The sequence below is a fragment of the Sphaerochaeta sp. genome (assembly GCF_050178175.1).
Classification (GTDB): domain Bacteria; phylum Spirochaetota; class Spirochaetia; order Sphaerochaetales; family Sphaerochaetaceae; genus Sphaerochaeta.
Map to the genome: position 1 here is coordinate 1 of NZ_JBFXGH010000013.1, position 13,302 is coordinate 13,302.

At 48.5% G+C, this 13,302-nt stretch carries 27 protein-coding genes; all 27 read left to right on the forward strand.

The features are described from left to right. Positions 1–325 (forward strand): 30S ribosomal protein S12 (gene rpsL / locus AB7S66_RS02710; protein WP_428517843.1); only part of this gene is annotated, 325 nt, incomplete at its 5' end. 18 nt (positions 326–343) lie between these two features. Next, on the forward strand, positions 344–814 hold the full coding sequence (gene rpsG / locus AB7S66_RS02715) for a 30S ribosomal protein S7 (protein ID WP_428517845.1): 471 nt from the start codon (positions 344–346) through the stop codon (positions 812–814). A gap of 386 nt (positions 815–1,200) precedes the next feature. Beyond that, a complete protein-coding gene (gene tuf, locus AB7S66_RS02720) occupies positions 1,201–2,391 on the forward strand; it encodes an elongation factor Tu (RefSeq protein ID WP_428517847.1) in 1,191 nt (396 codons plus the stop codon). Between the two features lie 64 nt (positions 2,392–2,455). Continuing rightward, positions 2,456–2,764 carry a 30S ribosomal protein S10 gene (gene rpsJ, locus AB7S66_RS02725; protein WP_117329431.1) on the forward strand — a complete coding sequence of 103 codons (309 nt, stop codon included), beginning with the start codon at positions 2,456–2,458 and terminating at the stop codon, positions 2,762–2,764. 17 nt (positions 2,765–2,781) lie between these two features. Further along, positions 2,782–3,402: a 50S ribosomal protein L3 gene (gene rplC / locus AB7S66_RS02730; RefSeq protein WP_428517849.1), complete on the forward strand. Its 621-nt coding sequence runs from the start codon at positions 2,782–2,784 to the stop codon at positions 3,400–3,402. 11 nt (positions 3,403–3,413) lie between these two features. Beyond that, positions 3,414–4,043 carry a 50S ribosomal protein L4 gene (rplD, locus tag AB7S66_RS02735; RefSeq protein ID WP_428517850.1) on the forward strand — a complete coding sequence of 210 codons (630 nt, stop codon included), beginning with the start codon at positions 3,414–3,416 and terminating at the stop codon, positions 4,041–4,043. Positions 4,044–4,054: 11 nt separating this feature from the next. After that, positions 4,055–4,357, forward strand: coding sequence for a 50S ribosomal protein L23 (gene rplW / locus AB7S66_RS02740; RefSeq protein ID WP_428517851.1), 303 nt, complete (start codon positions 4,055–4,057; stop codon positions 4,355–4,357). A 14-nt stretch (positions 4,358–4,371) separates the two neighbouring features. Further along, positions 4,372–5,196: a 50S ribosomal protein L2 gene (gene rplB, locus AB7S66_RS02745; protein ID WP_428517853.1), complete on the forward strand. Its 825-nt coding sequence runs from the start codon at positions 4,372–4,374 to the stop codon at positions 5,194–5,196. Between the two features lie 9 nt (positions 5,197–5,205). Then, a complete protein-coding gene (gene rpsS, locus AB7S66_RS02750; protein WP_198890367.1) occupies positions 5,206–5,478 on the forward strand; it encodes a 30S ribosomal protein S19 in 273 nt (90 codons plus the stop codon). 17 nt (positions 5,479–5,495) lie between these two features. Continuing rightward, positions 5,496–5,858, forward strand: a complete 363-nt coding sequence (gene rplV, locus AB7S66_RS02755) for a 50S ribosomal protein L22 (protein ID WP_428517855.1) — start codon at positions 5,496–5,498, stop codon at positions 5,856–5,858. Continuing rightward, a complete protein-coding gene (gene rpsC / locus AB7S66_RS02760; protein ID WP_321306485.1) occupies positions 5,859–6,566 on the forward strand; it encodes a 30S ribosomal protein S3 in 708 nt (235 codons plus the stop codon). It abuts the gene before it with no gap. Between the two features lie 6 nt (positions 6,567–6,572). Then, positions 6,573–6,989 (forward strand): 50S ribosomal protein L16, encoded by a 417-nt coding sequence (gene rplP, locus AB7S66_RS02765; protein ID WP_117329439.1) that lies wholly within the window; start codon positions 6,573–6,575, stop codon positions 6,987–6,989. Between the two features lie 4 nt (positions 6,990–6,993). Beyond that, entirely contained in the window at positions 6,994–7,200 is a 207-nt protein-coding gene (gene rpmC / locus AB7S66_RS02770) for a 50S ribosomal protein L29 (RefSeq protein WP_117329440.1), read from the forward strand. 15 nt (positions 7,201–7,215) lie between these two features. Further along, entirely contained in the window at positions 7,216–7,467 is a 252-nt protein-coding gene (rpsQ, locus tag AB7S66_RS02775; RefSeq protein WP_198890371.1) for a 30S ribosomal protein S17, read from the forward strand. A 15-nt stretch (positions 7,468–7,482) separates the two neighbouring features. Next, positions 7,483–7,848, forward strand: a complete 366-nt coding sequence (gene rplN, locus AB7S66_RS02780) for a 50S ribosomal protein L14 (RefSeq protein ID WP_319473191.1) — start codon at positions 7,483–7,485, stop codon at positions 7,846–7,848. Positions 7,849–7,858: 10 nt separating this feature from the next. Continuing rightward, positions 7,859–8,164, forward strand: a complete 306-nt coding sequence (gene rplX / locus AB7S66_RS02785; RefSeq protein WP_428517859.1) for a 50S ribosomal protein L24 — start codon at positions 7,859–7,861, stop codon at positions 8,162–8,164. Next, positions 8,164–8,715, forward strand: a complete 552-nt coding sequence (gene rplE / locus AB7S66_RS02790) for a 50S ribosomal protein L5 (protein WP_198890373.1) — start codon at positions 8,164–8,166, stop codon at positions 8,713–8,715. The genes rplX and rplE overlap by 1 nt, the downstream gene beginning before the upstream one ends. Positions 8,716–8,729: 14 nt before the next feature. Then, entirely contained in the window at positions 8,730–8,915 is a 186-nt protein-coding gene (locus AB7S66_RS02795) for a type Z 30S ribosomal protein S14 (protein ID WP_117329445.1), read from the forward strand. 9 nt (positions 8,916–8,924) lie between these two features. Further along, entirely contained in the window at positions 8,925–9,323 is a 399-nt protein-coding gene (gene rpsH / locus AB7S66_RS02800) for a 30S ribosomal protein S8 (protein ID WP_198890375.1), read from the forward strand. Positions 9,324–9,335: 12 nt separating this feature from the next. Continuing rightward, positions 9,336–9,881: a 50S ribosomal protein L6 gene (rplF, locus tag AB7S66_RS02805; protein WP_428517861.1), complete on the forward strand. Its 546-nt coding sequence runs from the start codon at positions 9,336–9,338 to the stop codon at positions 9,879–9,881. 16 nt (positions 9,882–9,897) lie between these two features. Then, positions 9,898–10,257, forward strand: coding sequence for a 50S ribosomal protein L18 (gene rplR / locus AB7S66_RS02810; RefSeq protein ID WP_428517863.1), 360 nt, complete (start codon positions 9,898–9,900; stop codon positions 10,255–10,257). A 9-nt stretch (positions 10,258–10,266) separates the two neighbouring features. Further along, positions 10,267–10,779, forward strand: coding sequence for a 30S ribosomal protein S5 (gene rpsE / locus AB7S66_RS02815; RefSeq protein WP_428517864.1), 513 nt, complete (start codon positions 10,267–10,269; stop codon positions 10,777–10,779). Positions 10,780–10,782: 3 nt separating this feature from the next. Further along, positions 10,783–10,971, forward strand: a complete 189-nt coding sequence (gene rpmD, locus AB7S66_RS02820; RefSeq protein ID WP_198890379.1) for a 50S ribosomal protein L30 — start codon at positions 10,783–10,785, stop codon at positions 10,969–10,971. Between the two features lies 1 nt (position 10,972). Continuing rightward, complete coding sequence (gene rplO, locus AB7S66_RS02825) at positions 10,973–11,404, forward strand: 50S ribosomal protein L15 (RefSeq protein WP_428517865.1); 432 nt, start codon at positions 10,973–10,975, stop codon at positions 11,402–11,404. Positions 11,405–11,418: 14 nt separating this feature from the next. Continuing rightward, complete coding sequence (gene secY, locus AB7S66_RS02830) at positions 11,419–12,741, forward strand: preprotein translocase subunit SecY (RefSeq protein WP_428517867.1); 1,323 nt, start codon at positions 11,419–11,421, stop codon at positions 12,739–12,741. A 15-nt stretch (positions 12,742–12,756) separates the two neighbouring features. Further along, positions 12,757–12,870 (forward strand): 50S ribosomal protein L36, encoded by a 114-nt coding sequence (gene rpmJ / locus AB7S66_RS02835; RefSeq protein WP_198890382.1) that lies wholly within the window; start codon positions 12,757–12,759, stop codon positions 12,868–12,870. Positions 12,871–12,923: 53 nt separating this feature from the next. Beyond that, positions 12,924–13,289, forward strand: a complete 366-nt coding sequence (rpsM, locus tag AB7S66_RS02840; RefSeq protein ID WP_198890383.1) for a 30S ribosomal protein S13 — start codon at positions 12,924–12,926, stop codon at positions 13,287–13,289. Positions 13,290–13,302: the final 13 nt, after the last annotated feature.

Genomic DNA, 13,302 nt, shown 5'->3' on the forward strand with positions numbered 1-13,302 from the left:
GAAGACAAAGTCCCCAGCCCTCGAAGGTTGTCCCCAGAAGCGTGGTGTATGCACCAGGGTCATGACCGTGACCCCGAAGAAGCCGAACTCTGCTTTGAGAAAGGTCGCACGTGTGCGTCTTTCCAATGGTATTGAAGTTACCGCCTATATACCCGGTATCGGACATAACCTACAGGAGCACTCGGTAGTACTCCTGCGTGGTGGAAGGGTCAAGGACCTTCCCGGTGTGCGGTATCACATTGTTCGTGGTGCCAAGGATACCCTTGGTGTTGCAGATCGTAAGAGAAGCCGCTCCAAATACGGCGCCAAGAAGCCTAAGGCTTGATAAGGGAGGAGTTGGAATATGTCTAGAAGAACTACTGCTCCCGTCAGGGAAGTGTTGCCGGATCCCGTATATGGGAGTGTCATTGTTGAGAAGTTCATCCGTCGCATGATGTATGATGGAAAGAAGTCCCTCAGCACCAGGATCATTTACAATGCCCTGTTGACCATTGGTGAGAAGACCGGTGAAAAGCCGCTTGAAGTCTTCCTCAAGGCTTTGGAAAATGTAAAGCCGGTTGTAGAGGTCAAGAGCCGCCGTGTTGGTGGTGCAACCTATCAGGTTCCTGTGGAGATTCGTGAGAATCGCCGTGAGGCCCTTGCAATGCGCTGGATTATCGCCGCTGCTCGTTCCCGTAATGGGCACAGCATGGCCGAGAAACTTGGTGCTGAGCTTCTGGATGCCTACCAGAATACCGGTTCTGCCTTCAAGAAGAAGGAAGATACCCACAGAATGGCAGAGGCCAACAAGGCTTTCAGTCATTATCGTTGGTAAAAAAACCCAAAAAGGCCGGCTTTTCCCTTGTGAAGAGCCGGTTTTTCTTTATCTTTAAAGAATTATTCCTAATCGCTTGACATAAAAACTGCTTTCCCGTATATTGCTAAAGGTGTCCGCATAGGTACGTCTATGTGGCAGTATGTAGAGCCAAACCGATTATTGCCGGAGCAATGATAAGGTGGTTTCAGGCAGTACCAAGTTTTTTATAAACTTATACTATGTCGTCAGGATGGGTCCTCCAGGCCTGCCGACCTCTGGAATCCTCTTATGTTTTGTTTCCCTGTAATTAGTTTGTCTCAATCGAAATGGTAAAGGCTTTGGGCCTTTATGAGCACATATTAATTATTTTTGTGACTAACATTGGATGTCACAAGGAGGAAATGATGGCAAAAGAGAAATTTCAGAGGACGAAGCCACACGTAAACGTAGGCACCATCGGTCACGTTGACCATGGTAAGACTACCCTTACCGCAGCAATTACCATGCATTGTGCAAAACTGTTTGGCGATAAGGCACTTGCTTACGATGCAATCGACAACGCCCCTGAGGAAAAAGAGCGTGGTATTACCATTAACACCAGACACGTTGAGTATCAGTCTACAAATAGACACTATGCACACGTTGACTGCCCGGGACACGCTGACTACATCAAGAACATGATCACCGGTGCTGCACAGATGGACGGCGCCATCATCGTCGTTGCAGCAACTGACGGTGCTATGGCACAGACCAAAGAGCACATCCTGCTCGCACGTCAGGTTGGTGTACCCTGCTTGATCGTTTTCATCAACAAGACTGACCAGGTTGACGATCCTGAATTGATTGACCTCGTTGAAGAAGAAATGCGCGACCTGCTCAATGAGTATGGCTTCGACGGTGCTAATACTCCTGTCATTCGCGGTTCTGCTTTCAATGCAATGAGCAATCCTGATGATCCTGAACAGACCAAGTGTCTTGACGAGCTGCTTGATGCAATGGATAACTTCATTCCGCTTCCGGAGCGTGCTATTGACCAGCCCTTCTTGATGCCGATTGAGGATATCTTCTCCATCTCCGGCCGAGGTACTGTTGTTACCGGTCGTATCGAGCGCGGTGTCATCAAGGTCAATGAACCTGCTTCAATTGTTGGTATTCGCGATACCCGTGATACTGTTGTTACTGGTATTGAGATGTTCAATAAGTTGCTCGACGAAGGCCAGGCTGGTGATAACATCGGTGCACTGCTTCGTGGTGTTGACAAGAAGGACGTTGTTCGAGGCCAGGTTTTGGCAAAGCCAAAGTCCATCAATCCCCACGCCAAGTTCTCCGGTACTGTATACGTACTGAGCAAGGACGAGGGTGGTCGTCACTCCCCATTCTTCAGCGGCTATCGCCCGCAGTTCTATTTCCGCACCACTGATATCACTGGTACGGTAAACCTGCCTGAAGGCAAGCAGATGGTTCTGCCTGGGGATCATACCGACATCAATGTTGAACTCATTCACCCTGTTGCCATGGACAAGGGACTCCGCTTTGCTATCCGCGAAGGTGGTAGAACCGTTGCTTCCGGCCAGGTTACCGAGATTATTGAATAACGTTACCAACGAATGTCTTGCTATCATCGGATGATGGTGGCAAGACCCGTTTTTTGGAGGAATAATGGCTAAAGAGAGAATTCGAGTTAGGTTGAGAGGTTTTGATATTGAGCTGGTTGAACAGAGTTCAAAAGCTATCGTAGATACCGTTGTCAGGGCTGGTGCTACAGTATCAGGTCCTGTACCTCTCCCGACCCGTATCAACAAGTACACTGTCCTGAGATCGCCCTTTGTCAACAAAAAGTCTCGTGAACAATTTGAGATGAGAACCCACAAAAGGTTGATTGACATTTTGGATCCTACATCAAAAGTCATGGATGCCCTCATGAAGCTTGAGCTCCCTGCCGGTGTGGATGTAGAGATTAAACAGTAAGAGAGTTGAGGTAAGAGATGTTAGGGCTTATCGGCAAAAAAGTTGGAATGACACAGGTGTTTGATGCGCAAGGCAGGCTCACACCCGTGACTGTAATTAAAATAGAGGGCAACGTTGTTGTCGCGGACCGTAATGAGGAGAAGAATGGATATTCTGCTGCTGTATTGGGTTCGATTGACAAAAAGAAAAGTACTATCACCAAACCATATGCTGGACAGTTCAAGGAAGTATGTGAACCAAAGCAACATGTAATTGAATTCCGTGACTATGACCGTGAGGTCGCAGTCGGCGAGGTGTTGGGCGTGGATATATTTAAGGACATCTCCTTTGTGGATGTCACCGGGACTTCTAAAGGTAAGGGTTTTGCCGGCGGTATGAAACGACATGGCTTTAAGGGCGGTCGTGCTACCCACGGTTCCAAATTCCATCGTGACATCGGCGGTACGTCAATGTCTTCCACCCCTTCCCGCACATTCAAAGGTACCCGGATGGCTGGCCACATGGGTAATGAGAGGACGACGGTCCAGAACCTGAAGGTAGTCCGTGTCGATGAAGAGATGCAGGTCCTTATGGTTAAGGGTGCTATCCCTGGCCCCGCCCAGAGTGTCGTCATCGTCAAGAAAGCGATCAAGAAGTAGGGGCGAGATATATGGAAACGAAAGTCTTTTCAATCGACGGCAAAGAGGTCCGAACCCTCGTGTTGAATGATGAAGTGTTCAACAGAGAGGTTAGTGATGGTACCATTTATTATGCCGTAAACAGCGAGCTTGCAAACCACCGTGTTGGTACTGCAAGTACTAAGACCCGCGCAGAGGTCAGATACAGCAATAATAAGCCATACAAACAGAAGGGTACTGGTAACGCACGTGCCGGTGACAAGAAAAGCCCTGTCAGAGTTGGTGGTGGGACGATTTTTGGACCCAAGCCGCGCGATTATAGTATTACCCTCCCCAAGAAGATGAAGAGGCTTGCAATGAAGAGCCTGTTGTCTATGGGAGTCAAGGAGGATCGTCTCGTTGTTGTAGAGGATTTCTCCATCGAAAGTGGCAAAACCAGGGATCTGAATAAGATTCTTAAGAACTTCGTCGAGGATGAGAGCAGAACCATTCTGATCCTGAAAGATGACGATGCAATGGTGCGCCGTGCTGCAAGGAACATTCCGTACCTGCGTGTTCTTTCTTACAACAGGCTTTCTGCTAAGGAGTTGTTGTATGGGAGAAAGCTTCTGGTTCTGGAAGGGGCTGCTAAGAATTTGAATGAATTCTACGGCGACAAATAAGGGGACCGGAAATGAGAGCAGACCAAGTTATTATTGAACCCGTCCTGAGTGAGAAGACCAATCTTGCTCGCGAGGGCGAAACAAAGAAGTATACGTTCAAGGTCCGTATGGACAGCAACAAGTATCAGATCATGGCAGCTGTTAAAGAGCTCTTTGGTGTTGAGGTTGCAGCTTGTAACGTGATGATTGTGAAGGGCAAGCCAAAGTATTCCCGTGGTAAGGGTGGTTCCATCCTTGGTAACACCGGTAACTGGAAGAAGGCTGTCGTAACCCTGGCCAAGGGTGATACCATCCAGGCCATCGAAGGCGTATAAGGAGAAGTTGGATTATGGCACTTAAATCATACAAGCCCAATACTCCCGGCCTTCGCCAGAAGACCTCTTTGGTCTTCAGCGAGCTGACTGCCAGCAAGCCTGAGAAGTCGCTGACCAGTGGTCTTAACAAAAAGGCAGGTCGGGATACCTTCGGGCGCATCAGTGTTCGCCGTAGAGGCGGTGGCCATAAGCGTGCATATCGTACAATTGATTTCAAACGCGACAAATACGGGATTCCCGGTGTTGTGAAGACAATCGAATACGATCCGAACCGCAGTGCGAACATTGCATTGGTATTTTATGCCGATGGTGAGAAGCGCTACATGATTGCTCCCAGGGGTATCAAGGTGGGAACTACTGTTGTCAGTGGACCAGAAGCCCCAATTCAGGTAGGAAATGCTCTTCCTTTGAAGAAAGTTCCTCTTGGCCTTATGGTGCATAATGTGGAGTTGACCCTCGGTCGTGGTGGGCAGCTTGTCCGCAGCGCTGGTTTGGGAGCTACCCTGGTTGCCAAGGAAGGAGACTATGTCACCCTCCGCTTGCCTTCAGGCGAAATGCGCATGGTGTTTGGTGAGTGCTATGCTACCCTTGGGCAGCTTGGCAACGAAGATCATATGAACGTCACGCTCGGAAAGGCTGGTGCAAGTCGCCACCTTGGAAGACGGCCGAAGGTACGTGGTGTAGCAATGAACCCGATCGATCACCCACATGGTGGTGGTGAAGGTAAGACTGCTGCAGGACGTAACCCTGTATCCCCATGGGGCAAGCCGGCAAAGGGTGGAAAGACCCGTTCCAAGAAGAAACCTTCCGGTGCATTCATCGTTAAGAAGCGGAAGTAGGAGTAGAAAGTGGCAAGATCAATCAAAAAAGGTCCTTTTATTGAAAAGAAACTGTATAAGAGGATTCAGGAGTCTCTTAAGACGAATCAGAAGCAGATGATCAAGACTTATTCCCGCTGTTCTACGATCATCCCTGAAATGGTGGGATTCACGATCTCCGTGTATAACGGGAAAACCTGGATTCCAGTATATGTGACGGAGAACTTGGTTGGACATAAACTCGGTGAGTTTTCTCCCACCAGAATTTTCCGCGGTCATGCTTCCGACAAGAAGGTTGGGTAAGCGGTATGGGTAGTAAGATGGAAGATAAACAAGGTTATTCAGCAACTGCCAAATTTCTGATGGTATCTCCTTCCAAGGTTCGCCCGGTCGCCAATCTTGTTCGGAATAAGTCGTATGTGGAAGCAGTAGCAATTCTTGAGGCTATGCCTCAGAAGGGATCAAATCTGATCCTGAAAGTTTTGCAATCCGCTTGTGCAAATGCGCTTGATCAGAACAAGAGGATCGACGAAGAGAATCTTGTGATCAAGGAGTTGCAGGTTAACGAGGGTCCAAGGCTCAAGAGAGTATGGCCGAGATCCCATGGAAGACGGGATATTCTGCTTAAGAGGATGTCACACATTACCGTCGTCGTTGACGAAAAAGCAAGCGTGAGGAAGTAAATGGGCCAGAAAGTTAATCCTATTGGGCTCCGTCTTGGAGTCAACAAGACCTGGAAGTCCAAATGGTATGTGGACCCCAGGGAGTATGCGGACACTCTGCATGAAGATCTGAAGCTGAGAAAAGCTTTGGTTGAATGCCCTGAAGTTCAGGGTGCTGAGATTTCGGATGTTGAAATCATCCGTAAGCCCCAGCGCATTACGATTGTGATCACCACCAGCCGCCCTGGTATCATCATTGGTAGCAAGGGTGCAAATGTCGAGAAGCTTGGAGCACGTCTCCAGAAACTTTCTGACAAGAAGGTGCAGATCAAGATCAAGGAAATCAAGAAGCCAGAGGCTGATGCCCAGCTGATTGCCTTAAACGTTGCTAGACAGCTCGTGAGCCGTGGTTCGTTCCGCCGCTCAATGAAGATGGCTGTTTCCAAAGCAATGCAGAATGGCGCTCAGGGTGTCAAGATCCGGCTCTCCGGTCGTATCGGTGGTGCAGAAATTGCACGCTCGGAGTGGATGAAGGAAGGAAGGATTCCCCTTCACACACTGCGCAGTGACATCGACTATGGATTCACCACAGCTAATACCTCCTTTGGTGTCATTGGCGTCAAGGTGTGGGTGTACAACGGTGAGATCTACGATCGTGCAGTCAAGAACGACGCCGGTGGTTTGGTGAAAAAGCCGACCAAGAGCGAAGGTGCTGAGGCAAGGAGTTAGTAGGCCATGCTTAGTCCAAAGAGAATTAAACATAGAAAGAAACAGCGTGGCACCACTGATGGTGTTGCACATCGCGGGACTACCATTGCTTTCGGTGAATTCGGTTTGCTCGCACTTGAGCCGAAGTGGATCACCAATCGCCAGATCGAGGCAGCCCGTATCGCCATGACCCGTCACATTAAGCGTGGTGGTAAGGTATGGATCAGGATTTTCCCTGACATGCCCTATACCAAGAAACCTGCTGAAACCAGACAGGGAAACGGTAAGGGGAACCCCGAAGGTTGGGTCGCTGTCGTGAAGACAGGCGCTGTGATGTTTGAAATGGGTGGCGTTCCTGAAGAGCTCGCTCGTGAGGCTTTGGAGCTCGCAGCTTCCAAGCTTCCGATCAAGACGAAGTTTGTCGCCAGAAGGGAAGTGGAGTAAGAGTATGAAGAATTCATATAAAGATTTGACCCTTGACGAGCTGGTAGCCAAGAAGGAGCAACTTCACAAGGAGTACTTCGACCTTCGTATGGGAAGAGTGCTCGGACATGTTGAGAATCCACTTGCTGTTCGTACCGTCAGGAGGAACATCGCTCGTGTGAATACGCGAATTCGTGAGTATGAACTCGGAATTCGGAACGTGGCAAAGTAAGGGAGAGCGATTCAGATGGAAGCTAATAAAAAAAGTTTTACCGGCCGGGTGGTCAGTGACAAGATGGATAAGACGATTGTCGTTGCTGTTTCCTCAAGAAGACTGCATCCCCTGTACAAAAAGTATGTGACTACCACCAAAAAGGTGAAGGCACATGATGAGAGGAACGAGGCAAATATCGGCGACACCGTACGTGTTTTGGAATGCCGCCACATCAGTAAAGATAAGTGCTGGCGTCTCGTGCAGATCGTCGAGCGTGCTCGTTAATAGGAGAGAGACGATATGGTACAGATGCAGACCTATTTGAATGTAGCGGATAACAGTGGTGCAAAGCGTGTGCAGTGCATCAAGGTTCTTGGCGGAAGCCATCGCTATGTTGCCGGTGTTGGTGACATTATTGTCGTGGCAGTAAAGACCGCATTGCCTAACGGCGCCATCAAAAAAGGTGACGTCATGAAGGCAGTCATTGTCCGAACGAAGAAGGAATACCGCAGACCTGACGGTACCTATATCAGGTTCGATGACAACGCATGCGTTATCATCGATGCCAACAATAACCCGCGCGGTAAGCGTATCTTCGGACCCGTAGCCAGAGAGTTGCGTGATGGGTATATGAAGATTGTTTCTCTCGCGCCGGAAGTGTTGTAGGAGTATATACATGAAGCTTAAGAAGAACGACACCGTAATGATCATTGCTGGTAAGGACAAAGGTAAGTCAGGCAAGATCGTGAAGGTAGACCGTGAGAAAGAGAGAGTCGTTGTCCAGGGTGCCAACATGGTGAAAAAGACCATGCGCAAGAAAACCCAACAGGACAAGGGTGGCATCGTGGAAATTGAGGCACCAATCCATGTTTCAAATGTAGCTTATGTCACCGGAAAAGGTGAAACTACAAGGATTGGGTACAAGTTTGATGAAAACGGCAAGAAAGTCCGTTATGCCAAGAAAACCGGGGAAGTAATCTAATGGAAAAGTTTATACCAAACCTTAAGAAAAAATACCTGGAAACAGTAGCTCCTGCTCTGTTTGAAGATTTTGGCTATAGCTCCAAAATGCAGATCCCCGCTCTTGAGAAGGTTGTTGTCAGTGTCGGTGTCGGCGAAGCCATTACCAATAAGAAGCTCCTCGATGCTGCTGTCAAGGAGCTTGAGCAGATCACCGGTCAGCATGTATTGAAAACCAAGGCCAAAAAGTCCATCGCAAACTTCAAGGTTCGTGAAGGATATGAAATTGGTGCGATGGTGACTTTACGTGGTGAAAACATGTGGTTCTTCCTGGAGAGGCTGATCAGCATCGCTCTTCCCCGCGTTAAGGACTTTAGAGGTGTCAAGCCCAATGCTTTTGATGGGCATGGGAACTACTCACTCGGCATTACCGAGCAGATTATTTTCCCTGAGATTGACTTCGATAAGATCGAACGCGTCAGCGGTTTGAATGTCGCCATTGTAACGACCGCAAAGACCGATGAAGAAGGCTACGCCCTGCTCGCTAAGCTTGGCATGCCCTTCAGTAAATAAGGGGTAAGAGACATATGGCAAAGAAATCAATGATTGTAAAGGCCAAGAGAGAGCCTAAGTTCAGCACCAGACACGTCAATCGCTGCAGAATTTGCGGCAGACCCCGTGGCTATATGCGCCAATTCGACATGTGCAGGATCTGTTTCCGTAAATTGGCTAGTGAAGGCCAGATTCCTGGTGTTACCAAATCCAGTTGGTAGGAGAGAAAAATGGCTGTAAGTGATCCAGTAGCTGATATGCTGACTAAGGTTAGAAATGCTAACATGGCCAAGCATGAGAAAGTAGATGTTTCTACTTCCAAGATGAAGCTTCAGATAGTGAAGATTCTAAAGAATGAAGGATATATCAAGAACTTCAAGAAGGTGACCAAGGATGGGATTTCCTATATCCGAGTTTTCCTGAAGTATGATGATAATCAGAGTCCAGTACTCCATGGGATTCAACGCATCAGCACTCCTGGCCGTCGTGTTTACACCGGCTATCGTGAGATGCCCCGCGTGTACAACGGACATGGCGTCGTTGTAGTGTCTACTTCTTCGGGTGTCATCACCGGGAAGAAGGCTACAGAGAACAAGGTCGGTGGCGAGCTGATCTGCTCTATTTGGTAAGGTGGTAAAGAAATGTCCAGAGTTGGAAAATTGCCAATCACAGTACCGCAAGGGGTCAAAGTTGCCATCAACGGTGGTTTGATTAATGTCGAAGGTCCGAAAGGAAAGCTCAGCTGTCCAACCCGTCCTGAGGTTGTGATCAACATCAAGGAATCCGAAATTAGCGTGGTTCCCAAGGATAAGTCCAAGGAAAGCAATAGTTTCCAAGGCCTCTACCGCCAGTTGGTTAACAACATGGTTATTGGAGTGTCCAAGGGATTCTCCAAGACTCTGCTGATCAACGGTGTCGGTTTCCGTGCTGACCTGAAGGCCAATCTCCTGACCCTCAACCTCGGGTACTCCGAATTGATTGAAGTTGTACTTCCCCAGGGAATCACGGCTACCGTGGAAAACCCCAATAAGGTTACCATCAGCGGTATCGACAAGCAGCTCGTCGGGCAGACTTGTGCAGAGATCCGTTCCCTCCGAGAACCTGAACCATATAAGGGTAAGGGAATTCGGTATGAGGACGAGGTGATCAGGCGCAAGGCTGGTAAGACAGCTTCTGCTAAGAAATAGTGGGTAGGTAGATAAGATGAATAGAGTTATCGATAAAAAAAGGAAACTTGCTCGTCGTAAGCATCATATTCGAAAGCACATTTCCGGTACTGCAAGTAAGCCGAGAATGAGCGTGTTTCGCAGCAATTCCCACATGTATGTACAGGTCATCGACGATGTAGCTGGTAACACCCTCGTTGCAGCTAGTACCATGGAGAAAGAGCTCAAGGGCTTGAAGAACACGGTAGAAGATGCAGCAAAACTCGGGGAAACCATTGGTAAGAGAATGCTCGAGAAGCAGATCGACACCTGTGTGTTTGATCGTAACGGCTATCTGTTCCACGGGGTTGTCAAGAGCATCGCAGATGGCGCACGCAAAGTTGGCGTAAAGTTCTAGGGGGATACTGTGGATAGATCGAGAGATAGAGATAGGGATAAGAACGACGGGTATGTCGAGAAGCTGATCAAGCTGAACCGTGTTGCCAAGGTTGTCAAGGGTGGTAGAAGGTTCTCCTTCTCCGCACTGGTAGTTGTTGGTGACCAGAATGGTAAGGTTGGATATGGTTTCGGTAAGGCCAATGACGTTACAGAGGCAATCAGAAAGGCTGTCGATCGTGCTAAGTCAAGCATGATCGTTGTACCGATGAAGAAGACAACCATTCCTCACGAGATCTTGGGAAACTACAAGAGTGCAAGCGTGCTCTTGAAGCCTGCAAGACCTGGTACGGGTGTTATTGCCGGTGGTGCAGTCCGCGCTATTTGTGACGTCTGTGGTATCTCTGATATCCAGGGCAAGTCACTTGGCTCCAAGAATGCAATCAATACGGTTAAGGCTGCCTTTGATGGTTTCGAGAATCTTTTCGATGCCAAAGTGGTTGCAAAGAATCGGGGCAAGTCCCTGAATGAGATGTGGGGGTAAGAGATGGCTGACGCAAAGAAAATCAAGGTTACCCTTGTCAGGGGACTTTCCGGTTCACTGCCTAAGCAGCGCAGAACGGTGAAAGCTCTCGGACTTGGCAAGATTTCCAGCTCGGTTGTACACGATGCTACTCCCGCTACGCTTGGGATGGTCCGTGTAGTAGCACACCTTGTGAAAGTCGAGGAGATGTAAGATGGGACAGATTCATGCGCCGAAAGGTGCCAATAAGAAAAAGACAATCGTAGGACGTGGCGCGTCCTCGAAGGGTCGCTCCTGCGGTAGGGGTCATGACGGACAGAATTCCCGTTCCGGCGGTGGTGTTCGTCTTGGCTTCGAAGGCGGGCAGATGCCTTTGTACCGCCGTGTTGCCCGTAGAGGTTTTTCCAACAGCGTATTTAAGAAAGAGTATGCCGTTGTCTCCCTTGATGTAATTTCTGCTAACTTCGAAGATGGGGATGTAGTCACCCTCGACGCCCTGAAGGACGTTGGGTTGGCCAAGGGGCACAATACACAGGCGAAAGTTCTGTGTAATGGAGAACTCACCAAGAAGGTAATCATTGACGGTTTGAAGGTTTCCGCTACTGCAATCGAGAAGATTACAGCTGCGGGTGGCGAGATTAAATAACAAAGAAGGGCTTTATGGCAAACTCCTTAGTTGAGATGTATAGAATCAAGGATCTCCGGAAAAAGATTTTCATTACCCTAAGCCTGCTGATTGTCAGCAGGATCGGGGCAGTGATTCCTATTCCTGGGATTGATCCGGAAGTTCTGAAACTGTTTTTTCTATCCCAGAGTTCAGATTCAAATATTGGTCTAACCGAGTATCTGAACTTCTTTTCGGGTGGTGCGTTCTCCAACTTTTCTCTGTTTATGTTGGGTGTCATGCCGTACATCAGCACACAGATTATTGTGCAGCTGTTGATGTTGGTTATCCCTTCACTGAAGAAGCTGGCCCAGGACCCATCCGGGCATAAGAAGATTCAGCAGTACACCAGGTATGGTACGATTGTAGTTTGTCTGATTCAGTCGTATGTAGTAACCATTTACGCCAACTCCATTCCCGGCGTGATGACAATGAGCACCGTTCCGTTCACATTGGTAGCTATGCTTACCGTAACGACCGGTTCCATGCTCCTGATTTGGATCGGTAACAAGATCACCCAGTGGGGCATCGGAAACGGTATCAGTCTGTTGATCTTCGCCGGTATTGTAGCAAGATTTCCCGAGGCCGTATCGGTTCTGTTCCAGAGCATCTCCGCGGGTGTTCTGAACCCAATCGTAGTCTTGGTGGTCTTTGTAATGTTCTTGGTTGTTGTTGCTCTCGTCGTGTATGAAGAGCAGGGTGTAAGAAAGATTCCCGTGAACTATGCCAAGCGTGTGGTAGGCCGTAAGATGTACGGTGCACAAAGTACGTACATCCCTATCAAGGTCAACCCATCAGGTGTTATCCCGGTAATCTTTGCAAGTGCCTTGCTTTCCTTCCCGTTGCAGATCGCAACTACATTGGGACAAGAGGTGAGGTGGCTTGCTGCCTTCGCTAATTGGTTGAATCCACAGGGTGCCCCCTATCTGATTATCTACGCCCTGTTGATCATAGGGTTTGCCTTCTTCTATACCCAGGTTTCAATGAACCCGGTGGAGATGGCCAAACAGATTCGTGAGAATGGTGGTTCAGTTCCCGGCGTACGTTCCGAGAAACTAGAAGAGTACCTTACTAAGGTGCTTAACCGCATTGTTCTCCCTGGCTCCCTGTTCTTGGCTTTCATTGCCTTGATTCCTACGCTGGTGCAGATGTTCTTCAACTTCCCTGCATCTGTTGCAATGCTTTTCGGTGGAACGTCACTGCTGATTCTTGTCGGTGTTGACTTGGATACCATGCGGCAGATTGAAGGAGTTATGAAAATGCACCACTACGATGGTTTCAATGTTGACGGCAAGAGCAGGAAGTCGAAACACATTTAGGCTAGGAGCTAGAACATGAAAGTAAGAGCAAGTGTCAAACCGATTTGTGACAAGTGCAAAGTAGTCAGACGGAATGGGGTGGTCCGTATTATTTGTGAGAACCCCAAGCACAAGCAGAGACAGAGATAAACGGGGTTCGGCGCAAGCCTTCCACTCTATTAGAGAAATTCAGGAGGCCATGAATGGCGAGAATTGCAGGTGTAGATTTGCCGAACAAGGCAGTAAAAATCGCCTTAACCTATATTTATGGGATTGGTAGGTTTTCGGCGGTTGAGATATGTGAAAAAACAAAAATTGATCCCGATACAAGTATTAATACCCTTTCCAGTGATGATCTGGCAGTATTGCGTAAGGTAATTGAGGAAGAGTACAAAGTAGAAGGACGTCTGAGAACAGAGGTAGCTCTGAACATCAAGCGCCTTATGGACATCGGTTGCTATCGTGGCCTTCGTCATCGTAAGGGTCTTCCCGTTAATGGACAGCGGACAAAAACCAATGCCCGTACTCGCAAGGGTAAGAAGAAGACCGTTGCGTCCAAGAAGAAATAAGGAGCAGATAGCA